The 23,505-nt window shown below is 29.5% G+C and carries 16 protein-coding genes and 1 pseudogene; 2 read left to right on the forward strand and 15 right to left on the reverse strand.

Annotation, left to right across the window (positions count from 1 at the left end; all coding sequences use genetic code 11):
- From ACGLWY_RS06160 to ACGLWY_RS06220, 13 genes are all read right to left on the reverse strand, one after another.
- Window positions 1–543: a hypothetical protein gene (locus tag ACGLWY_RS06160; RefSeq protein ID WP_396618800.1), complete on the reverse strand. Its 543-nt coding sequence runs from the start codon at window positions 541–543 to the stop codon at window positions 1–3.
- Between the two features lie 23 nt (window positions 544–566).
- Window positions 567–1,388: a cupin-like domain-containing protein gene (locus ACGLWY_RS06165; RefSeq protein WP_396618801.1), complete on the reverse strand. Its 822-nt coding sequence runs from the start codon at window positions 1,386–1,388 to the stop codon at window positions 567–569.
- A 283-nt stretch (window positions 1,389–1,671) separates the two neighbouring features.
- Entirely contained in the window at window positions 1,672–2,841 is a 1,170-nt protein-coding gene (locus ACGLWY_RS06170) for a GNAT family N-acetyltransferase (RefSeq protein WP_396618802.1), read from the reverse strand.
- Entirely contained in the window at window positions 2,838–4,004 is a 1,167-nt protein-coding gene (locus tag ACGLWY_RS06175; protein ID WP_396618803.1) for a GNAT family N-acetyltransferase, read from the reverse strand. Before ACGLWY_RS06175 ends, ACGLWY_RS06170 begins: the two co-directional genes overlap by 4 nt.
- A 440-nt stretch (window positions 4,005–4,444) precedes the next feature.
- Window positions 4,445–5,365: a GNAT family N-acetyltransferase gene (locus ACGLWY_RS06180; RefSeq protein ID WP_396618804.1), complete on the reverse strand. Its 921-nt coding sequence runs from the start codon at window positions 5,363–5,365 to the stop codon at window positions 4,445–4,447.
- A 5-nt stretch (window positions 5,366–5,370) separates the two neighbouring features.
- Window positions 5,371–6,549, reverse strand: a complete 1,179-nt coding sequence (locus ACGLWY_RS06185; RefSeq protein WP_396618805.1) for a GNAT family N-acetyltransferase — start codon at window positions 6,547–6,549, stop codon at window positions 5,371–5,373.
- Window positions 6,543–7,715, reverse strand: a complete 1,173-nt coding sequence (locus ACGLWY_RS06190; RefSeq protein ID WP_396618806.1) for a GNAT family N-acetyltransferase — start codon at window positions 7,713–7,715, stop codon at window positions 6,543–6,545. Before ACGLWY_RS06190 ends, ACGLWY_RS06185 begins: the two co-directional genes overlap by 7 nt.
- A gap of 10 nt (window positions 7,716–7,725) precedes the next feature.
- A complete protein-coding gene (locus ACGLWY_RS06195) occupies window positions 7,726–8,886 on the reverse strand; it encodes a GNAT family N-acetyltransferase (RefSeq protein WP_396618807.1) in 1,161 nt (386 codons plus the stop codon).
- Between the two features lie 3 nt (window positions 8,887–8,889).
- On the reverse strand, window positions 8,890–10,122 hold the full coding sequence (locus ACGLWY_RS06200) for a GNAT family N-acetyltransferase (protein ID WP_396618808.1): 1,233 nt from the start codon (window positions 10,120–10,122) through the stop codon (window positions 8,890–8,892).
- Window positions 10,112–12,763: a peptidoglycan bridge formation glycyltransferase FemA/FemB family protein gene (locus ACGLWY_RS06205; RefSeq protein ID WP_396618809.1), complete on the reverse strand. Its 2,652-nt coding sequence runs from the start codon at window positions 12,761–12,763 to the stop codon at window positions 10,112–10,114. Before ACGLWY_RS06205 ends, ACGLWY_RS06200 begins: the two co-directional genes overlap by 11 nt.
- A gap of 6 nt (window positions 12,764–12,769) precedes the next feature.
- Complete coding sequence (locus tag ACGLWY_RS06210) at window positions 12,770–13,414, reverse strand: acetyltransferase (protein ID WP_396618810.1); 645 nt, start codon at window positions 13,412–13,414, stop codon at window positions 12,770–12,772.
- The gene (locus tag ACGLWY_RS06215; protein WP_396618811.1) at window positions 13,407–14,093 is read right to left on the reverse strand and encodes an acetyltransferase; all 687 of its coding nucleotides are present in this window, start codon (window positions 14,091–14,093) and stop codon (window positions 13,407–13,409) included. The genes ACGLWY_RS06210 and ACGLWY_RS06215 overlap by 8 nt, the downstream gene beginning before the upstream one ends.
- The gene (locus ACGLWY_RS06220) at window positions 14,077–14,703 is read right to left on the reverse strand and encodes a sugar transferase (RefSeq protein WP_396618812.1); all 627 of its coding nucleotides are present in this window, start codon (window positions 14,701–14,703) and stop codon (window positions 14,077–14,079) included. The genes ACGLWY_RS06215 and ACGLWY_RS06220 overlap by 17 nt, the downstream gene beginning before the upstream one ends.
- 479 nt (window positions 14,704–15,182) lie before the next feature.
- Between ACGLWY_RS06220 and ACGLWY_RS06225 the strand changes: the two genes are divergently transcribed.
- On the forward strand, window positions 15,183–16,835 hold the full coding sequence (locus ACGLWY_RS06225; protein ID WP_396618813.1) for a right-handed parallel beta-helix repeat-containing protein: 1,653 nt from the start codon (window positions 15,183–15,185) through the stop codon (window positions 16,833–16,835).
- 148 nt (window positions 16,836–16,983) lie between these two features.
- Here ACGLWY_RS06225 and ACGLWY_RS06230 read toward each other — a convergent pair.
- Window positions 16,984–17,211, reverse strand: a pseudogene (locus ACGLWY_RS06230) (transposase); the annotation flags it as partial.
- A gap of 568 nt (window positions 17,212–17,779) precedes the next feature.
- Here ACGLWY_RS06230 and ACGLWY_RS06235 point away from each other — a divergent pair.
- Window positions 17,780–19,753, forward strand: coding sequence for a hypothetical protein (locus ACGLWY_RS06235; RefSeq protein ID WP_396618814.1), 1,974 nt, complete (start codon window positions 17,780–17,782; stop codon window positions 19,751–19,753).
- Window positions 19,754–20,816: 1,063 nt separating this feature from the next.
- On the opposite strand, the gene ACGLWY_RS06240 is transcribed toward ACGLWY_RS06235, so the two are convergent.
- On the reverse strand, window positions 20,817–23,255 hold the full coding sequence (locus ACGLWY_RS06240; protein ID WP_396618815.1) for a T9SS type A sorting domain-containing protein: 2,439 nt from the start codon (window positions 23,253–23,255) through the stop codon (window positions 20,817–20,819).
- Between the last annotated feature and the right edge of the window lie 250 nt (window positions 23,256–23,505).

The raw sequence follows: 23,505 nt of genomic DNA on the forward strand, positions 1-23,505 counted from the left end.
TTAATTATCTTTTGAAATTTTTTTGTCTATCGTTTGGTTTTTATATAGCGAAACATAGTGTTGTTTTTCAGAATCATAATATGCAATAATTTCTGGTTTGGTTTGAGGCTCTCGTTTTTGATTGACCTCAACGATTTTTAAATTGATTTTGTCAAATGAACGTTTGTATTTATTCATCAGTAGGTTTGAATAGTTCTTGAAAAACATATCCATTCGTTCTTGGAAATCGCTTTTGCTTTCCGAAAATCTATTTGTAAAAGGGGATATGGCATCTGTAGAACCATATACTTTGCTAAAAAAATGCCTCATAAACAAATCGTCGGATTTTCCCAAATACCTTGTTAAATCTATTGATTTCGAATCTTTAACACCTTCTAATTTAAATAGATAAAATTTGGTATCCTTGTTTATATAATGCCCAAACATAGGCGCACAGGTATATGGAAAACTTTCAATTCCAAATATAATAACCAATAAGTTTGGGATAAGGAAACAGGTACATATTAAGGGTTTGTAATTTTTTTTTACTATACCTAATGTCATATTTTAAAGTTGTTGATTACCCATTAGTTACAGCAAAAACAATTTTTAGATTTATAATACCCGCGTCTGTGAATATAATCTAATGCCTTTATACCAAACATTTCCAATTTGGAAAAGCCAAAATTACTAACACTTATAGATGTGTCTAAGGATTGTACATAATGCCACCATTTTGCAGGTACATGTAACACGTCACCTGGTTCCAATATGACGTATAAAAATTTTACTTCTTTAAATTTCGGAAATTTTTCTGGTGAAAAATTGTTTATATCTACTTTGCTTGCTCTTCCGCCATTGATGTATTTTGGGCTCGGATACATTTTTTTGTTATACTTGGGTGCCGCAATAATGAACATTTTTCTTCCTTTTATTTGCGAATACATGTTCTTGCCCGTATCGTTATGAAATCCAGAGATAGTGCCTGATGGCCCTATCCAAGCGGTGATGTCATTAATTTGGGTGTGGTCTTCAAAAATAGAAAAATCAACGTCATTTTTTAGATTTGGAAAATAGTTAAAGATGTCTAGGGTTGTTAAATAATCTTTTATTTCCTCCTTATTGGCTTCGGCATCTATTAATTTTTTGATGAAGGATTTGAAAGACGATTTTTTATATCGGTTATCATCTTGAATAAAGTTTCCTTCCAATAAATTGACATCTCTATCCTCTTTAAGATTCAGGAAAAAATCGAGATCCCAATTTCTGGTTGCATTCCATTCTTTAGCAAGCCCTCTGATAACAACAGGTTTTTTGTTGAAATATTTTTTTTTAAATGTGCTGGAATCCAAAGTAGAAACTTCTTCAACAGGTGCACTAAGCGCCATTATTTCGTTCAAAATATTCATGCTATGACTGGTTTTAAATTAAAAACAAATGAATTTATTGCTAAAAAATTTTAAAATATATTAAACTCGACAAGTTGTAATATAATTAGATTAATGATATGAATCAAGGGTTGTAAACGAGACTTACCAGTCAGGGAGATACCTTTGCCAAAGTTCAAAACTTTGGCAAAGGTTAAATTTCAACTTACCGAATATTAATACACTTTAAAACCCAACCCTAGATTCGCATTAATGATTAATTAGTACGGAACTCATCTTGACTTTTTCGCTTTAATCAAAAAAGTCAGGAAGCGTCGCTTATGGATAACAGCTCACTATTTGACTTGCCTACAATCGTTATATGGTTGTTTATTGTGTTTTTATACACTTTAATGTTATCTACGTGTTCTTTGTGTCTGTACAAAAAATCAAGGACATGCTTTTTTAAAAACCGATTATTGCTGTTGTTGTAATCAATCTCAATTAGTTGAGTATAATCAATAGTTGGGTTTTCTGTAACATTGAAGGTGGGCTCTAAGTTTGTCGTACTCTTTTTTAAGTTAAAAGCCTTAATTTTTTTAACCAAAGTATCGATGTTGTACTTTTTTAAAACGTTTTTTGTTTTAATGATTCCTATTTCTAAAAATGCCAATAATTGAGACTTGAGGTTTTCTTTATTGTAGATAATGTGATGATCAAAATGGTAAATTAGGGTACACCATCTTCGTTTGTACTCTAAGTCACCATAGGCCATGTCTAACATGTCGTAACCATTATTGATACTCCATTCCAACAGTTTAAAGAGGGATATATTGCCTAAAGCAAACTTTGCATAATCTATGTTGTAAGAAGGTATAGACACATAGAATATATTATTGTAGTGGTGGTTTATACAAATATGTACTGGCACATTATTGCTATATATCACAAAAAGGGAAGCATCATTATTGTTAATTAATTGGCGGGTGGTTTTTAAGTAGAAATCCCAACGAGTTAAAATATCGTTTTTATCGTTTCTTTGATTAAATCGATTGACTAGCATTACTTGCAAAGCACTCATGTAATACTGGTAATCTTCTTCAGAAATATTGCCATAATACATTTTGTAGGTTGCTGTAAAACAAGTTTCGAACCTATTTGTTAAACGCTTTATGTTGGCTCTAAAACTTTTACTGTATTGGTTATTAAGAAACTCGTTTAGTTCTTGGTTTTTGTTTAAAACAATCGCATACCCATTGATTTTTTTTTGAGGTACTACTTTAACTTTTGAATTGTAAGATGTTAAAAATAAAGGCGTTAAATAATTAGGGAATAATTTAACGGAAATAGGGGTACTGATGTCGTTTGTATCATTTTCCGTGGCACTGTAGACCAGGGTATTGTTAGGATTAAAAACTAAATTTTTATAGTGTTTTAAGACCTTATGATGCTCGGTTAAGGTCTTGTAGAAGTCTTTTTTTATTACTAATGTCATAGGTCAAATGTAACTTTTTTAACTTTTTTGGTTCCTTTTAAAATATAATTATTTTCATTTATTAGAAAAACTTCCAAATTATCAATATGTTCTTGTTCTGTATATAAAAAATCGTACATGGGCTTTTTTATATTATTAAGGTGTGGGCTTTTATTAAAGTCTATTTTTGTAACTTCCAGTTGGTTTAAGCTCTCAGGATTAATCGGTTCTATTGTATAATTAAAAAAAGGATTGCTATTTGGTATTGTTGGACCTTTTAGTTTCTTTTTTACGTAAGTATATGCTTTGTCTATTTTATAATATTTAAGGGTGTTTTTAATCTTAATTTTTAAAATTTCTAAATGGGCTAAGATAAAGCCTGGAATTGATTCTTTCTTGTATATAAAATGGTATTCGTAGTTATATTTTAAATTACACCAAATTTTTTTGTATTCAAGGTCACCATTTCCCATATCAAGCATACTGTATTTATTTTCGAAACACCATTCCAAGAGCTTGTAAACCATCGTATTTCCTAAACTGAACTTTGAAAAATTGATATCATAACAAAATATGTGTCCAATAAAAATATCTTTTATGAGGTAGTTTATAGAGATGCCAATAATTTCATTATTTGCGTAGACTATAAATAAAGAGGCTGTTTTGTTTTTAATAGCTTCAAACGTTGTTTTTTCGTAGTGTTCCCATTTATCCAAAATTTCGGTGCTGTCCTTTTTTTGCGCAAATCTACTTAAAAGCATTTCTTTTAATTTAGAAAGTGCTGTATCATATAATTCTTTAGAGATATTGCCATAGCATAATTTATATTCTATGTTAAAACAGCTTTCTAAGCGTTTGATTCTTCTTAGGATAGGGCCTCTTGTTTTTGGTTTTAAGTGGTTTTGCAAGTATTCGTTTATGTTGCTGTATCCATTAGTTAAAACAGCGAAGCCATCTAAGTTTTTTTGAACTGTTTTCTTTATGTTGTAGGAGCTCTTTAATACTTCTGAGTGAAAATAATTTGGGAATAAGCTTATGGCATAGGCTTTTTGTTTATTCGTTGTTGCCGCTTTGCTATAGAATATCTTATTGTTATGGGTATAGCCTATTTTGGAATAATACTCAAATGTTTTATCCTTTTGAAAATACGAATTATAAAAATCTTCTTTTTTTAAAATTGGCATTTATTTTATAGTTAGGGTTAAGGTCTTATTCTTTGATTTGATATTCTTAACCCGTTGGGTATAATTGCTTTATCGATACTAATTTTTATATAAATTGTCACATTGAGCACTTCGACAAGCTCAGCACAGGCTTTGTCGAAATGTATCTTCTAGTGTCTTCGACAGGCTCAGACTGACACTTGAGTATAAATTGACTTTGAATTATAGAACTCATTTAAACTTTTTCAATTGGCTAAAAAATTGTCCTTTTGCGCCCATTCTTCATCTTTTTTTCCTTCCGTAGCCCTGCTATGCAACTCAAAAAAGCCTTCGATTGAGTAAAATTGCCATTGCGCTGGCTGGCCCGTTCGCTAAAATAACCCACTGGGTTATTTTTTCACGCTCCGTCCTGCTGCAATCCAAAAAGTTTAAATGAGTTCATAATCAAAATTCGTTATAAATTAAATTTTCTTAATTTCACCCAACGGATTATTCTTAATATATTCTATTTGCTGTTTTAAAGTGTTCTTTAGTTTGATTTTAGCTATTTCAAATAGCGCAATAGCTCTTGCTATTGCGTTGTTTTTATAATATATCTTGTATTGGATATCGTAAATTAAATTAGCCCATTTTTTTTTGTGGTATGATAATCCTATACCTAAATCAATAAACGGGTAGTGATTGTCTATGCACCAATTTAGTGTATAATACTTATCTAAGTCACTTAAGCTGTATCTGCTATAATCCATATCATAGGCGTGGGTTTCACTAAAAAGGATGGTGTTGCTAATATGTCTTTTAACTGAAATACTAATCGGTTTTTTTCCATCATAAATAACCAAAAGAGAGGATTTGTTTTGTCGGATTAACGCTGCCAAGTCTTTGGTGTTGCTTTCCCATTCCGACATAAAAATATGGGCTTCTTTTTTATTCTCAAACCTTTTGCTTGTCATTGTGTGCAACGTATTTAACAGAAACTCACATTTTTCGTCTGAAATGTCCCCAAAGTTGAATTCGTAAGTGATATTAGGATCATTTACTAGTTTCTTAACAGCTCTTTTAAGCTTAACCCTTAAGTGTCGACTTATGCAACTATTTAAGTACGATTTTACTGTTTGTGACCCGTTTAAAGTAATTCCGACCCCAGAAAAACCGAAGTGCGTTATGCTTTTGGATTTATAATGTTCTTCATTAACTAGTTTTGATCTTAAGAATGTGGGGAATAGGCTTACGTAAATAACATTTGGTAATGTCGTTGCTAAACTTGCATTACTGTTTAAAATTTTTTGATTGTTAAAACGCACATATTCATAGCAACTAGGAATAATTGTTTTGCTGTTTTTATAAAAATTCCAAATAAATTGCTCTCTTTTTATATGCATTACCATTAATTGTTTGTTACTAACAATTTTGATGATTTGTTTTTTCCTTTAATCAGGAATACATTTGGTTCATTCTTTACTTTAAAAATGGTGATTTTATTTTTAGATTCAAAATTTAAATATAAAAAATCATAAACTGGTTTTCTTAAAAGTGCATAAGTTTCATCTTCTATATTAACTTCAGTATGTATGTCACTTTTAATAACATTTTCTAATGCTATATAATCAAAACTCAGTAGTTCATTTTTTAAACCGGCATTTTTTTCGGTCGTATTGAAATTCGTTTCTAATTTATTATGTTTACCTATCCTTACTTTTAATTTGTAGCATATTATAATTATATTCCCAATTATAATATTTGGTAAATATTTTTTATAGTATAGTATTTGGTTTTCGAAAGTATAGACTTTATTGCACCATTGTCTTTTGTAATCTAAATTGCCAAAGCCTAAGTCGAATATGTGGTAGTTATTAGCAAAGCACCATGCTAATTGTTTTGAAATATCGATATATCCAAGCCTAAATTTTGAGTAATCTACATCGTATGCTCTTATATAATTAATGAGTATGTTATCGTAATGGTAGCTTAGATTGATATCTATAGGTTTATCATTGTCATAAATAACAAACATGGACGCTTTTTTTTCTAATATTAGTTGATAAAAAATTTCTTTGTAAAACACCCAATCGTTTGCTGCCTGGTGTACATCACCACGTTCTAAAAACCTTCTTTCAATCATTATTTTCATAACATCAAACAACGCCTCATAGTTGTTTTTATCAATGTTGCCAAAATACATTTTGTATGATATATTAAAGCATGTTTCGAGTCTTTTTGTATAAGCTCTGATTTTAGACCTGCTTTTGGATCCAAATTGGTGTGCCATATAGGCATCAAGTGATTCAAAATCTTTAATATCAATTAAATACCCATTGTATAAATTAAACTTGAAGCTTTTGTATGTTTCAACCGGTACTATGGTTATATAAGGTGGTATTTGATTGACATAATGAATTTTGGCGTTGCTATTTTTAACTTCTTTTATATTGTCTGTTGTATCAATATTTAAATTGGTGGTATTGTTGATGATTGCTTTATAAAAAGCATACTTATTGCGTTTTACAATAAAATCATGAAAAAAGTCATGAAACGTATATTTTAATAGCAAGAGTTTTTTTAACATGTACCGATGGTAAGTTTTAGAACTGTTTTTTTTCCTTTAATGATATAGGTATTCTTAGAAAATTTATAGATGATGATATCGTTAATGTGTTCTTTGCTATTAAATATACTATCGTAAACAGGTTTTCTTAAAAAATCGTTTGCTTTTAAATCTACTTCAATCAAATCTACTAATTTGTTTAATGCAGTATCGTCAATTTTTTCAAGATTATAGGTCATGTTAGCATTTTTACTATCTGTTTTTGGTGACTTTAAAAAGTGTTTTAGATAAATTATAAAGGTATCTAGCTTTATTTTTTTGAAGAAATTTTTTGTTTTTACTTTAAATATTTCAGTGGAAGCTAGGGTTTTAGATACTAAATTCTTGTTATTAAAATATACAATGTATTGCATTTTATAAAATGAGTTGCTCCACTTTTTTTTATAATCCATCATGCCATTGCCTAGATCCAAATACTTATAATTATTAGTGATGCACCATTTTAATAATATATAATTATCTATATGCCCTAAACCAAATTTATAATAATCTTGGTCAAAACCATTACATTCCGCATAAAGAATGGCATTATAGGAATGATAGTTTAAGGTAATGTTTATTGGTATACCGTCGCTGTAAATAACAAATAGAGACGCCTTTTTGTTATTTATAGATGAGAAAACATTTTTAGTATTGTTTTCCCAATTAAATATAAATGAATTGATGGTTTTTTTATCATCAAATCTTTTAATAACCATGTTGTGAAGTTTTGATAATAGAAACGCGCATGTTTCTTCAGAAATGTGTCCAAAATAGTATTTGATTTCTATATTGAAAGATTGGTTTAATCGGTTCCAGAAGCGTTTTACATTTTTTCTTGTTTGTGTGCTTAAAACATTTTTCAGGTAAGATTCTAAGGTCTCTTTTTCGTTAATTACAATGCCACATCCATCCAAATGTATATTGTCAATCTTTTCTTCAAGATATGATTCTTTGTTGCTAAAATTGAACTTTAAGTAATTTGGGGCCAAGCTTATAATTGCTAGATGCTTATTGTCATGATTGTCAATAGCACTATTTTTGTTAATGAAACTAAAATCATTTAATTCAACACTTTCAATACAATTTGGTATCATTTCTTTTTTTAAGAAATCCCAAAGAAACTGTTCCCTTGTTATGTATGGCATTATTTAACGGCTAAGTTATCTCAATTTTTATGGTATTCTTTTTTCCTTTTATGATATAAGTACATAGCTCTTTATTTACTTTGTAAACAGAAACATCATTAATATTTTCTGTATTTAAATACAAAAAATCGAAAAAAGGTTTTTTTATAGAGTCAAAGGCTTCATTAGCAAAATTAATTTTCACTAACTCTTTATCTTCATAATCACTAAAATTATTTAAAATTTTGTAGTCCAATAGGACTGATTTCTTGTTTCCCGTTGTTAGGTTTATAACATTTCTGTAGGTTTCATTTATTTTATTTGCTAGCAGGTAGTTTATTAGTTTATGCTTGTTTTTTATGGTAAACGCGTGTATATGTCCTAAAATATTATAAGGCTTAAAAATAACATGATGCTCAAAACGATAAGTTGTGTTGCACCAATTTACTTTATTTTCAAAGCTACCATAGCCCATATCAAATACTTTAAAATTATTTTGAATACACCACTCTAGGTTTTTGTAAATAACCACATTACCCAAAGTAAATTTAGAATAATCTAGATTAAATGTAGGAATTGCAAAATAAAAAATATCTTGAAAATGAAAATTTAGAGAAAAGGCTATTGGTTCGTCATTATTGTACATAACAAAAAGGGAAGCTTCTTTTTTTCGAATAGCTTCTAAAGCAATATTATTGTAGTGCTTCCAATTATCTAGCGTTGGGTTTTTAACATTTAACAGATTAAAACGTTTACTTAGCATTTCATGAAAGCAAGTCATACGATGTTTATACTGTTCATCAGTAATACTTCCAAAAAACATATCGCAATGTATGTTCAAACAAGATTCAAGTCGTTTAAGAGGTCTTCTAACATTACCTCTGAAATTTGCTTTACAATATTTACTTAAATAATCTTCTACAGAATCGATGTTATTTAAGTTTGCAGCATGCCCGTGTTTCTGAAACACTCTTTTTAAAGTATAACCAGCTTCTATGCTTGTTTTTAAATAGTTAGGCACTAATTGAAACGAGCCTATTCTTTTATTTGAAATTCTGTATGAATTGTAATTATTTTTTTGAGTTGTTTCTGTATTGTAGGTATTAGAAATACATTTGTAAATAGATGGTACCTTCCTCTGTTCAAACAAATCTGTGTAAAAATTTCCTTTATGTATGACGTTAAAACCCATTGTTTACTTAACTCCTACTAATTGACTCTTGTTAGTACCTTTTATAAGGTATTGGTTTTTGCTTTGTACTTTGTAAATTTTTAGGTCGTTAAAATGTATGCTGTTTAAAAATAAAAAATCAAAAACAGGTTTGTTTAAAAACGCCAATTGTTTGTCTAGCTTTACTTCCCGAAGCGTTTCTTGCTTAAAAGGATGCTCTTCTATGTTTAATTCTTCAATAGTTACTTGGGTCTTTTTACTCTTTTTGTTTAAAGCAAAGGTCAGTTTATGTATTTTTTCATTTATACTTTTATCTCTTAGGTATTGTTTTGTTTTAAAAACAACAGCCAAGGCATATGCAAGTAGGGTAGCTGTTAGCGATTTCGTATTGTAATAAATATGGTATTCAAACTCATATTTTAAATCGCTCCAACTTTCTTTATAATCAAAATAGCCTTTTGAAAAATCGAATATTTCGTAAGGACTATTAAAGCTCCATTCCAACATTTTCATTATGGAAATCTTTCCTAAATGAAACTTAGCATAATCGATATCGAAAACGGTCATGGCATCAAAAATTATGGTATCGGAAAAATACAGCAGCCTCACACTAATAGGGGTGTCTTCGTTATAAATAACATGAAGTGCCGCTTTGTTTTCTAATATCATTGGGTAAACAACGTCTTTATAAAACTGCCATTCTTCGGGATTTAAATTGTTGTTGGTTATTTGTTTATCTTCAAAACGCTTTGTTAATAATGTTTTAAAGTGATCGAATATAAAGTCATACTCGGCTTTATCAATTGATCCAATAAGCATTTTTTCTTTAATATTAAAGCAGCGTTCCAGGCGGTTCCTGTATCTATTTAACTTTTGGTTGCTGCTTTTGCTAAAGGTTTCATTTAAATATGCATTGAAATTGTTATAGTTTTTTAAGGTAATTAAAAAGCCGGGGTATTGTGTTATTTTTTTTAAACCTAAATTTTCAGGAGCCTCCTTGGTATTGATGTTGAAGTATTTGGGTACATCGTAAATAAGGCATGCGTTGCTTTTTAAATTGGCAACGTTACTTTTAGTTATTTGGTAGCTTATGCCTTTTGTTAAGTTTCTTCCTAAATTAATGTATACAGGTAAAAAGTTTGGTTTATAAAATGATAGTTGCTTGATAAAATCAAAGGCATAGCTTTTGTTTATATTAAACTGTTTTAACCATAAGTTAGTAAACGTGTTGGATGTAAATGGGTTGTTATGAATCACACAAATTAACATTTAAGTCATCAACATATCTATAAAGTGGAAAATAATTGGGCTCTTTAGTCATGCCTTTTTTCAAAACCAATTCGTTATATACTTTCTCATTAGCAATAAATGTCCATAATTTGAAATCTCTAAAATCTTTTGAAAAAGATGATTTAAAGTGAAATAAAGAGTCATTATCGGCGCCACCTAGACCGCCTCCTAGATTAAAGGAGTTATACCCTTTTTTAGTGGCCATAATTCTCATTTCATCAATCAATAACTTTGTAGGGTTTAGTTGAACGAATTTTTCCGATGTTCCAGATAAATGATAATGCACTATTTCATTAGAAGCAATAAACATACTGGCACCAATTACTTCTTCGGAATTATTAGGCGAAACCAATAGGATGGTTGTTTCAAATTCTTTACTCTTTATAATGTTTTCGAAGTAGCTTTTATTGAAATAATAAAACTTTTTAGCATTTACTCTATTCATATTTTCGTAATACAAATCAATAAATTTATGTAAATCTTCTATAGAATTGGATGTTTTTATTGAACACTCTTTTCTTGCTTTATTAATGTATGTTTTAAGCCTTTTTCGGTAATTGCTTTTTTGTTCATCTAGACTTAAATCAAGGTCAATGTTTACAATCTTACCTTGCAAAATGAGTTTGCCAAACCCTTCTAAAATATTGTTTTGATCTGTTATATAAGGGTTTAATCTTGAAAAAACAGATATGATATTATTATCATTAAAATACTTGGTGAACACTTTAATGAAATTTGAATTATCAAAATTCGGATTTCCTTTAAAAACAGGGCCTACATATCCATAAACTGATGTGGCATCTTTATATTTTGTCCCTGGTATACTCCTTAATATTAAAGGAAAAGCTACTATAAAATCACCTTCAGCATATTTTAATAATACTGGTGTTTCATTTTCTTGTGCAGATAGGGCATGGTAATCGTAGGTATGATAAAAATCGTAGTTTTTAATATCTTTTATGGTGTCATCCCAATCTTTTTTATTTGTAAGCTCCACAAACGTAGCGTTATTTTTATCTGTTTTTTGTTCAATAGCATTTAGCTTTTTACTGCTTATGTCTTTATATATGATTTCTGATAAAATTTCAGAAATCCAAATAATTCTACCACAATGTTCTACATGCCATACAGCATTGTTATTAATAACATTTCCTGCCAACAGAGGCCCCATAACATGAAAATTGTCTATTGTTTCAAGGGATTTATTTACACGAAAACCAATTTCCGAATCATTTGGAGTGGCATACCCTTTATTTATTAAGTTTTGAATAAGTTTTGGGGTACAGTCTTGAGTGAGTTTCATGCCTCCAATACAGTTAATTACTAAATGGAATGGTGTTTCATACTTTTTAACTTTATTGGTTTCGGTATCTAAATATTCTAAAAAATAATCGTTGTTTTCATCAAGTAATAAATTATGAAATCGACCTGCCACATGTTCAAATTTATTTTTTTGAACTAAATCGTCTATTGTATTTGAATAGTGCAATCCTGCGCAACGTTGTTTTTTTCCTATTTCATTACCATATAGGCAAGCAAATTTTTCAAGTTCCCTTTTGTCAAGGTTTGCTAATAAATTCCCAAAGGCTGCCGATATTGTTTCGACGGTAGAAGCGGCCCCCAAATTTATTTCCTCAGACCTCTTGATGTCCTTAAATGTGGCTTCGGCAATGGCTTTTGCAGTTAGAACTTGTTTGGATTTTAATTTATATAAATTAATTGGTATAAATTCTTCTTTACCTTTTTCGTTGATTTTAGCATCAGGAGCCTTACCTTGAGTGGATAGGAAAACAAATTTATTTAGGGAAATGTCATTAGTATTCGTGTCATTTAGCTTGTATAGTATTTCTAGCGCACTCGCATTTGCACCAACAATAAGAACATTTTTATCTCTGTTTTTTGCTTTATCTAAATGCGTCTTGATTTTTTTTAAGGTACTATTCAATTCGGGATCATAAGGCGTGTTGACAAGCATGAAATTGTCTTTCTCAATAAAATCATCGGTGCCCCAAAGGTTTTTAACAGGTAACGACCCTACGGAAAGCACCATTTTATTTGTTCTTATTTTTAGTCCAGAATCTAGTGATATATTATAAATATGGTTTTCTTTTAAAATATCAATGGCTTCACCTTTTAAAAAGTTTAACTCAATCTTTTTCTTATTTTCTAGTGATTGTATTGCGTTTTTAACTTTTTCATCTATGTAACTACCAAAAAAACGTCGTGGTATAAAAAGGTCTTCCCAGGCATTATTATCTATCTGTTCTTTGTGGTCTTCTAACCATTTTTGGGATAATTTACCGCCTTCTTTTTTAAAAGCACTTAACAAATAGTTTTTATTATTATTAAGCCACAAAATAAATTCACTTAGTTCGGGTTCAGGTAAAAAATTCCTTAATGATGTAATAAGCAGGGTAGAAAACCCCGATCGATTACCATATGGGATTCCTGTATTAAATTCAGAAGATTTATCTATAACATTAATAATTAACTTATGGTTGAAGTGCGCATCATTTTCAATTAAATTAAATAATTTTAAAAGTGTAAACGAAGTGGAAATGCCTGATCCAATAAACGTTATATGTGCTATGCTATTTGAATTTTTCAAAATGAATTACTTTTTTTGTGTTTTTATAATTTTGCCTGGGTTTCCTACAACCGTAGTGTAATCGGGGACATCTTTTAATACGATGGTTCCAGCTCCAATAGTGCACCATTTACCAATTTTAACAAGTGGTATAACCACGGCGCCTACACCTATATGGGTACCTTCACCTACTTCAACATGACCACATAATGCTGCTTTGGGTGAAATATGTGCAAAATCCCCAATAATGTTATCATGATCTATACTTGCACCTGTATTTACTATAACATGTTTACCAACAGTGGTATTGGGCTGAATAATAGCTCCTGCAAAAACAACCGTGCCATCTCCAATTTTTGATGTTTCAGAAATTATTGCAGATTTATGAATTGCTTTTCCGTAAGAGCATTTTAAAATTTTAGCAATTTCAGCTCTGTCAGAATTAATGCCTACGGCTATTATTACTGGGTCGCCTTCGTGCGGGAAGTCAGCTAGATGCTCCCGAGCTCCCACATTTACATTTTTGGATGCGTAATGTACAGTTTCGGGCTTATCATCAAAAGTATCGGATATGGTATAACCGTTTTTTATTAAAACCTCTTTTATTACTTGGGAATGCCCTCCAGCACCGTAAATTCTTATTTTTTTATTGTCTTTATTTTGGTTACTCATACTTATGCAAATATTTTTCATCAATGTTTCTTGTTCGAATATGTTTTGCGGGTACACCATATACCACATCGCAATCTTTTACATCATTAATAACTAAAGCCCCAGCACCTACTAAAGCATGGTCTCCAATATTAATATTTTGAATTATTGTAGCACCTATTGATATAGCAGAAAAATCTCCAATGTTAACGTTTCCTCCAATATTAACTCCAGGTGCCAAACTAGAATAATTTTGCATGGTGCTTTCATGTCCTAATGATGCGTTTGTATTAATAATACAAAACTCGCCAACTATGGCATCTGAATTAATGATGGCTCCAGCCATTATAACAGTTCCTTTTGGGATTTTTATGTTTTTGCTTAGCACAGCGTTTGGGTGAATTGCTGATAAAAATTCAAAATTGGGAGTTGTTTTTTTTATTTTTTCTTTTATTAAATGTCTTGTCCAGTTATCTCCAATAGCAATAATACCCCCAATAACTTCTTGGTCGGCCATCAATTGTTCAATGATATCTTCTGTTCCCAAAATTTTATACCCCGATATTTTAGTGCCTACCTTTTTATATGAGTCTATAAGTCCAATAATATTGAACATTTTTTGCTTCTCAACAATATCAATAACTACTTTGGCATGACCAGATGCGCCAATAATTATAATGTTTTTAGCTCTTAATGTCATTTTTTCTTAGTTCGTTTAAGTATGGTTGTGATTTTGTGGCATCGGTAGCGATGTCTTTTGAGGCTAATACTTTATATACTGTTTTCATTAAAATATTGACATCAAGTTTTAAGGACATGTTTTCAACATATTCTACATCTAATTTCAATCTGGGGTTCCACTCTAAATAGTTCCTTCCATTTACTTGTGCCAAACCTGTAATGCCAGGTCTTACCTGATGTCTTATTTTCTCGGTGGTTGTATAATAGGGTAGGTATTCAGGTAATAGGGGTCTTGGACCAATAATAGACATATCTCCTTTTAAAACATTAAAAAGCTGCGGAATTTCATCTATGGATGCTTTGCGTACAAATTTCCCAATAGTCGTTAGTCTTTGGGAGTCTGGGAGCAATTTACCGTTAGCATCCTTTTTATCGGTCATTGTTTTAAACTTGATGATATTAAATATTTTTTCGTTTTTACCGGGACGTTTTTGAAAAAAAAATGGTTTACCATTATTAGCAAAAAATAAAAGAATTGTAGAGATAATAATAATAGGCGAGAGTACCGTTAGCATTACTATAGATATTAATAAGTCAAAGAGTCTTTTAAAGGTATTTTTATAATTCATAAGAAAAATATGTAGGTTGTAAATTTTAATGTTTTAATATAATGTTTATGAGGTTTTGAGCATCTAACTTAAAACATAATTATGTATCAAATATAAAATTATCTTTTGTACTATGCATCTCTAACAATAAAATTCCGTTTATATTAATTATTTTATCGTTGAGCCACAAATAATTTGATTTTTAGATTTTAAAAATTCATCTTCAATTAAATTTATAATTTAAGAATGATAATTTGATATTATATAAAATCATCTATAAAACATGAGATTGCACTTATAAAAAAAAACACATGTGTTTTTTGTAAGTACATGATTTACTAATAGTTATTAACAATTTTATGATAACCGTTTATTCTAAATTATATTTGCAATTCTAAATTTTTAAACGTCTAAAAGCTGCGCTTCACCGTATATAGCTTTAAGCTTGAAAAACAGTAAGTTATAAAAAACTATTTATTTGAATATTAAACTCTCAAAAAATGCTTAAAACCAAAAACATTTTCATGTTGTTAATTGTCCTATTAACAATATTATGTAGTATTAATGATTTATTTGCTCACACAAAAACTGATTTTGATGATTTATTAGTTGACATAGAATCTAAGGAAATTGTACAAGACACAATATTTACTCTTGACCCTAAGCGCTGGGGAATAGTAGAAGGTAAGGTTTCTGACGAAATTGCCTTGAAAAACAAAAATATTTTAAACTCCCTATTAGCACACGTAAAAGATTTAGGCTTTACTACCATGGAAATTGGTAAAATGGATGCCTATTTTAAAGTGGATTTAAATAGTATTAGTAGAATAAAAAACGCACAAGCTTCTATTCAATTACCTTCCAATTTTCACTTAAAAATGGGAAATAATACTTTTTTAAGAGTTCAACCAAACGGACAAGCAACTTATACTTTAATGACTGCTTACTTAGCTGACAATATTAAAATTACTGGTGGAAACTTGATAGGTGATCGATATGAGCATGATTATTCACCAATTATTGATGAAGCTGGTGTAGAACGTAATTCACACGGTTGGGGTCACTTATTGTGGATAATTGGATCACATAATATCGAAATTGATAATGTAAATATGAGTAAAGCTTCGGGTGATGGATTAGTTTTTCATTCTAAGGACTTAAGAAATACAGATGGCACCCTTCAATCGGATAATCGTGAAGTAAAAAACATATTGGTTAAAAATTCAACGATTACTGATTGTAGAAGAAATAACATTAGTTTTTTAGACGGTCGGGATATTATTATTGATAATTGTTTAATAACTGATGCTGGTAAAGGAACGCAACTATATGACTCAAATGGTGCAAAAGTATCCAGTAGTGCCGGAACTGCTCCCAGATATGGTATTGATTTAGAATCAATTAGAACCCGTAATCCAGATGGGTCACTTAATGAGACAGCATTGATTGAAAATGTGATAATTAAAAATTCTAGATTTACAGGCAATGAGGCGGGTGATATTGTTGTATATACAGCGAATGATGTACTTATTGAAAATAATTATTTTGATAAATGGGTAGCAAGCTTTGCCTCATACAATGTTACTATCAACAAAAATATTTTTGAGTCTAGAGACCCTCTTTTTTTTGCTATTAGTGTAGAAACTTATCTCACAGACCTTGGTGAAGAATTGAATCATCACTATGAAGTTACTAATAATACGATTAGAAATTATGGAGTTGGGCTTAAAGCGGCAGGAAAGGATCAATTGATAAGTAATAACAATATTATCGATTGTACTACAGGTATACTTTTGATAAGCGACTTAACTAATGGTACTTTTACTAATAATACTATCACTAGTTCTTTGGATGTTAGCTTTGGGTATAAAAACTTAATTAATTGTAAAAATTTAAACAATGTAATAATTAGTAATGAGAAAATTAATGTTCTAAATAGACCTGTATCGTTTAATAAACTACTCAATGAAAGTATGTTAAAAAACATCCAAGTTACTTTTAAAAATTGTAATTTTTACACACCTAATTTAAATTTTGATTTATTAATAAAAGAGTCCAAAAACATAAAGTTTGAAGAAAACACTAGTAATACGGGTTATTTAATTAATACTTCTGAAAATATTATTTTGCTTAATAATAATATTGTAAAATAAACCTGCTGCACATAAGCATTAGTAATATTGTAAAATATGGTCATTCATAAAAAATAGAAATCTCATATTAGTTGATTCTCTTTTGTTTTGTTTTCTTCTTTTTTGAATGTCGAATTTATATTTTAATTGCTTGTTTTAAATAATTCAACTAAACCACTCCTATGGACTGCAAGGCCATAGTTTTTTTTAAAGAATGAAATTCTAATTCCAAAATAATAGTATCCTCTCCATCTTCATTAGATGGATTTCGATGATGTTCAAGATAATCCTGAACCATTTTATCTGTAATATTGCCTGTACTCCAAACACCATAACCAATAGCCAAAAAATGTCTGCCCCAGTAACGTTTACTCAATTCTGGATATTCTTCTTGAAGTGTTAATTGATTCCAAAAGTAGTTAAAACTATGGGGTTTTGATATGCTTTGTGCTTGGTTCTCGATACAATTTTCTCATACTTCGAAAATCACTCGAACTGACAAGTTGGTTGATGGGTGTTGGTTTTTTTGTCAGTTCGAGTGAAATGCTGAGGCACGAAGCATTTTGTATTGAGAACCGGGTGAATAGTAGGTATAAATGTTATTTTTTGTTAAAAAAAACGCATTTCATCGAAAAAACGAATCACATAAGCGGTAAATTCAATTTAATTTTTATCATTGCAAAAAATTGAAAACTCCTCCGAAATAAGAACTTATGAAAATGACGATGAAACGAGTGCTCTTTCCCTTAAAAAAATTATTAGTATCCATTAACAAGGAGTTACAGTTTTATTTTTCTATAATATTTTTGCATTTCTTTTTTTATTTTTTCAATTAAACGTCCAAATATTTTTATTTGACGTATAACGTTTTAAACACTCTTAAAAATTACTTTTATCGGTATAAAATTACACTTAAACGATTTTTTTTGATTACTCAAATGCGTTTTGTCGAAAAAACAAAGCAGATGAACGATAAATTTATTTTAATTTTTAATATTGTTAAACAATTTAATGCCTCCCCAAATCGAGAACTTATGAAAATGATGATTAAACCTATGCTATTTACCTTTGTATTTGCATGTATGACCTTCTTTATGTCATGTAATAATGAAGAATTATTTACTGAACTTAACAACGAAACTGTTGTAGAACCTGAAACTTCTAATGAAGATACCGATCCCGCTATAAATGTAAGTACGCCTTGTGATTTTGACTTGAGTACGGTACAGTCTGGTGACACTGTTGTTATTAATTGTGTTATGGATTTAGGTGGTCAAAGCATCACCTTGCCATCGAATGTTACCATTATATATGAAGGTGGTGATATCATTAATGGTACCATAAATTTTGATAATGATACTGTGATATCTGGCGAGCTTCTTAACCCTACTTTAACTTTAGGCGGATCCAAACCATTAGTAAAAGACCCCGAATTTAATTTTAATCCTAAACGCTGGGGTATTATAGAAGGTAAGGTATCAGATGAAGTTGCAGAAAAAAATAAGGACATACTAAATACTGTAATTAAAAAAACTAAAGAATTAGGAGTAAAGCTTTTTGAAATTGGTAAAATGGATGCCTACTTTAAGGTAGATTTGAATAGTATAAGCAGAGTTAAAAATTCAAATGAATCCATTCAAATTCCTTCAGATTTTCATTTGAAAATGAATGATAATACATACTTGAGAGTTCAACCAAATGGTCAGGCAACTTATACCTTAATGACGATGTATTTAGTAGATAATTCTAAGATTTCAGGAGGAAATCTCATTGGAGATAGATATGAACATGATTATTCTCCAATAATTGATGAAGCAGGTGTTGAGCGTAATTCACATGGTTGGGGGCAATTGTTATGGATTATTGGATCGCATAATATTGAGATTGAAAATATGAAGTTAAGTAAAGCAACAGGAGATGGCTTATTATTTCATGCAAAAGATAGAAGAAATCCAGATGGTACACTTCAAGCTGATAATAAAGAAGTAAATAATGTGATTGTTAAAAATACTACAGTCACAGATTGTAGAAGAAATAATATTAGTTTTTTGGATGGTAAGAATATCACCATAGATAATTGTATAATTACTGATTGTGGAAGAGGGGAGCAGAAGTATGATAGTTCGGGTGCTAAAATTGCTAGTAGTGCTGGTACCGCACCTAGATACGGCATAGATTTAGAAGCCATTCGAGAACGAGAATCAGATAATAGCCTTAATATTACAGCAGTAGTTGAAAACATAGTAATAAAAAATTCCAGATTTACTGGTAATGAAGCAGGAGACATTGTAGTATATACAGCAAATGATGTTCTTATTGAAAATAACTATTTTGATAAATGGGTTGCTAATTTTGCCTCTTTTAATATTACCATTGATAATAACACTTTTGAGTCAAGAGATCCAGATTTTTTTGCGGTTAGTGTTCAAACATACAAGGATTTAGATGGTAATGAACTTAATCATCACTACCGAGTGACAAATAATACCATAAAGAATTATGGCGTTGGAATTAAAGCAGCTGGTGAAGATCAATTGGTAAGTAATAATAACATTACAAATTGTATCACAGGTATACTTTTGATAGACGATTTAAAAAATGGAGTTTTTACTGGGAATAATATAACTAGTAATTTAGATGTTAGTTTTGGCTATAAAAACTTTTTCGGATGTCAAAATTTGTACAATGTTATGATTAGTAATGAGACCATAAATGTAAAGAACAGACCCATAAGCCTAATTAAAATTCTTGATCAAGTTACATCAACTAATACTCAAATTACCTTTAAAAATTGTAATTTTAATACACAAAATACAGGTTTTAAATTGCATGTTTCTAATGGAAGAAACATTAAATTTGATAGTAATATAAGTAATACTGATTTTGAAATTATTGATTCAGATAATCTTATTTTAACAAATAATATTATAAATAATTGAAATTAAAATTTTAAAAAACTTATAAATTTAAACGATCCCGATGTTTGGTTTCAAAGTCTAAAAACGAAGAGAAATAACAATACCCTTTTGTTTTTTTTCAATTCGATAACATACTATAAAACATCACAAAATGGTGTTTTGACAAAAATAATTTTTAGGTTCCTCACACTAATGTGAAGAAGAGATAAATTCAGATGAAAAGGTTTCATTAGAATACAATTTATTTTATTTAGTACTCAAAAAGAACATCCTAGATGTTCTTTTTGATTTATTGGTAAAGTGTTTTACTGACTCATAAAATTTTTAAAACAGCCATATTCGGTGTTAGTAGATAAGCCTCGATATATGTTTTAATCGCCTTTCAAATATATCTAAATTTTTGGTGGACGTAATCATAGTAAAACCTTAAAAGTCAAAAATTTAGTTAATTTAGGATGCTTATGTTACGCATTTTACTTCCTTTAGATAATATCACAAAAAACTTTTTTTGAAGTTAATTTGTAGGCTTCCCTAAAAATAGCTTCTGGAATTGCGGTTTAAAAAGCTTTAAAATAGGTTTGCTTATCACTGCACCACAAGAATGATTTCTTTAAATCTTCTTTTACATATCTGTGAATCTCACATACTTTATCTGGTAAGTTATATAGATTTTAATTAGTACTATCTGAAAGTAAAATAGATTATATTGTGGAAATATTATAATAATAAGTAGATTTATTTCTACAATGAGCGAATAGATAATTTGAGAATAATTGATACATAAGAACTAGAATAACGTTTTAATATTCTTGTTGAATAGTCGTTACATTTTGCTAATTGTTGTAGGCACTTATTTTAAATATCTATTTTTAAAACCAAAGAAATCGATGCAAGTTATTTTATTTAAGAATTGTTATTTGGAGTAATTTGATGTTTTCCCAATAGAATTTGGTTGGTGCTTTCAAAAGTAACCATCGCTTTTTCATGCTTATATCAAAAAAAAAGTTAATTGAAACCGAATTTCAATTAACTTTTTAAGTAAGGTTTTATTAACGATTAGTAGTGTATCATAAAAGAAAAATACTTATTCTACAACTACCTTTTTTGTAGATTTTCCTTGGTTCGTTTCAATTTCTACAAAATAAATACCTTTTGCAAAATTACTAACGTCTATTTTATTTGTATTAGCTGAAAAAACACGCTGACCATAAGCATTATAAAAATTGACCTGTTGCATTTTAATTCCATAATCTAAATTAATATTCAGAACATCATTTACTGGATTTGGATATATTTTAAAATTGCTTTTATCTAATAGTTGCTGTGGTTGTGTACTTAAAGATTCATCATCGCTGAACACTGCTTTGGAGCTAGAGGAAGATTTAGCGAATACTAATCCACCACAGTCAATGTTGTAATTTGCAGTGGCATCTTTTTTAAGCCAGTTTACCGTACTATAAGTAACATCATCAACTTTTATACAGCTTAAAGTAGGATTGTACCTAGCATCGAAATTTAAAAAATTTCTGTTGTTCCCGTTTTTAACATCTAAAGTGATTAAGTTGTTATAAAAACAAATTAAATTGGTTAGAAGCACATTTTTACTCAAATCTAGGTTGGTAAGGCTGTTAACTGAACATTTTAAATCAATCAAGGATAAATTATTGCTCAAATCCAAACTGCTCAAACTGTTTTTTGAACAATCTAATGTGGTTAAACTAGAAAAAGCTTCTATACCAGTTAAGTCCTTTATACCTCTGTTAGCAACATCTAAAAACTCTACACTGCTGATATTGATTGTAGCTACATAATCGTCCAAAATAGTATCATACCCTAATGCTATTAAGGCCTGCTCAAAATTATTGTCAGGTACATAGGTAAGTTCTGGAGAACTATCACCATTACAATTGACACTAAAAATTGCGTCAGCCTCTTTTTTAAGCCAATTTGTATTACTATAGGTAGCATTATCAACCTGTATACATTTCAAATTGGTATTGTACCTAGCATCAAAATCTGTAAAATTTATATTGTTGCCGTTTTTAACATCCAAAGTAACTAAGTTGTTATAAAAACAAATTAAATTGGTTAGAAGCACATTTTTACTTACATCCAAACTGCTAATGGAGTTTAGGGAACAGTTTAAATAGGTCAAGGAAAGATTATTGCTCAAATCCAGAACACTTAAATTGTTTTTTCTACAATTTAAAGATGTTAAAGCAGTAAAAGCTTCTATACCTGTTAAGTCATTTATACTTTTATCAGAAACATCTAACACAGTAACTTTATTGATATTGGCTGTAGTTACATAATCGTCCAAAATAGTATCATACCCCAGTGCTATTAAGGCCTGTTCAAAATTATTGTCAGGTACATAGGTAAGTCCTGGAGAACTATCACCATTACAATTGACACTAAAAATTGCGCCAGCCTCTTTTCTAAGCCAATTTGTATTACTATAGGTAGCATTATCAACCTGTATACATTTCAAATTGGTATTGTACCTAGCATCAAAATTTGTAAAATTTATATTGTTGCCGTTTTTAACATCCAAAGTAACTAAGTTGTTATAAAAACAAATTAAATTGGTTAGAAGCACATTTTTACTTACATCCAAACTGCTAATGGAGTTTAGGGAACAGTTTAAATAGGTCAAGGAAAGATTATTGCTCAAATCCAGAACACTTAAATTGTTTTTTCTACAATTTAAAGATGTTAAAGCAGTAAAAGCTTCTATACCTGTTAAGTCATTTATACTTTTATCAGAAACATCTAACGACGTAACTTTACTGATATTGGCTGTAGTTACATAATCGTCCAAAACAGTATCATACCCCAATGCTATTAAGGCCTGCTCAAAATTATTGTCGGGTACATGGGTAAGATCTTGAGAACCAGAATTACCATCACAATCATAACTTGAAGTAGTATCTTTATTAAGCCAGTTCGCTAAACTATAAACAGCATTATCAACCTCTATACATTTCAAATTAGTATTGTTAGTAACATCAAAATTTATAAAATTTACATTATTACCGTTCTTTACATTTAGGTCCACTAAGTTGTTGTGGTCTGCATATAAAACTGTTAAGGCTGTATTGTTTTGAACATCCAATACATCCAATTTATTGAAACCGCAATCTAAATAGGTAAGAGCTGTGTTTTTGTTTAAATCTAAACTTTCAAGATCATTAAATGCACAATATAATTCTTTTAACTTAGTATTATTAGTGACGTTTAATTGATTTATTTGATTAAAAGTAATATTTAAACTAATTAATCCAGTAAAAGATTCAATCCCTGTTAAGTTAGAAATATCTTTAGATCGAACATCTAAATTTGTAACATTGATAATATTACTTGTTGTTATATAATTATCTAAGACATTATCATAACCTAAGTCTATAAGTGCCTTTTCAAAGTTGTTGTCAGGAATATAGGTTTTTTGTTGAGCAGTGAGTGTACTGCTGATGAAAGATACGACTAATAATAATACTAATAAGTAAAAATTTTTAGTTTTCATAGAAGGAATTTTTTATTTTTTTGCTTTTTTTGAGAGTTTAATATTCAAATAAATTAATAAAACTTATATTTAGTAAGTTCAGAGCCATATACGATAAAGCGCAGCTTTTAGACGTTTAAAAATTTTAGATTTGCAAATATAAAAACAGATTTATGTTTAGCGCAAAATTGTTGATAACTATTAGTAAATCATAGACTTATGAGGGGAATAAAAAGTATTTACAGGTAAATTCCTATTTTAATTAGTGACT

Origin of the sequence: Mariniflexile sp. HMF6888 (assembly GCF_044335535.1) — a bacterium.
Classification (GTDB): domain Bacteria; phylum Bacteroidota; class Bacteroidia; order Flavobacteriales; family Flavobacteriaceae; genus Mariniflexile.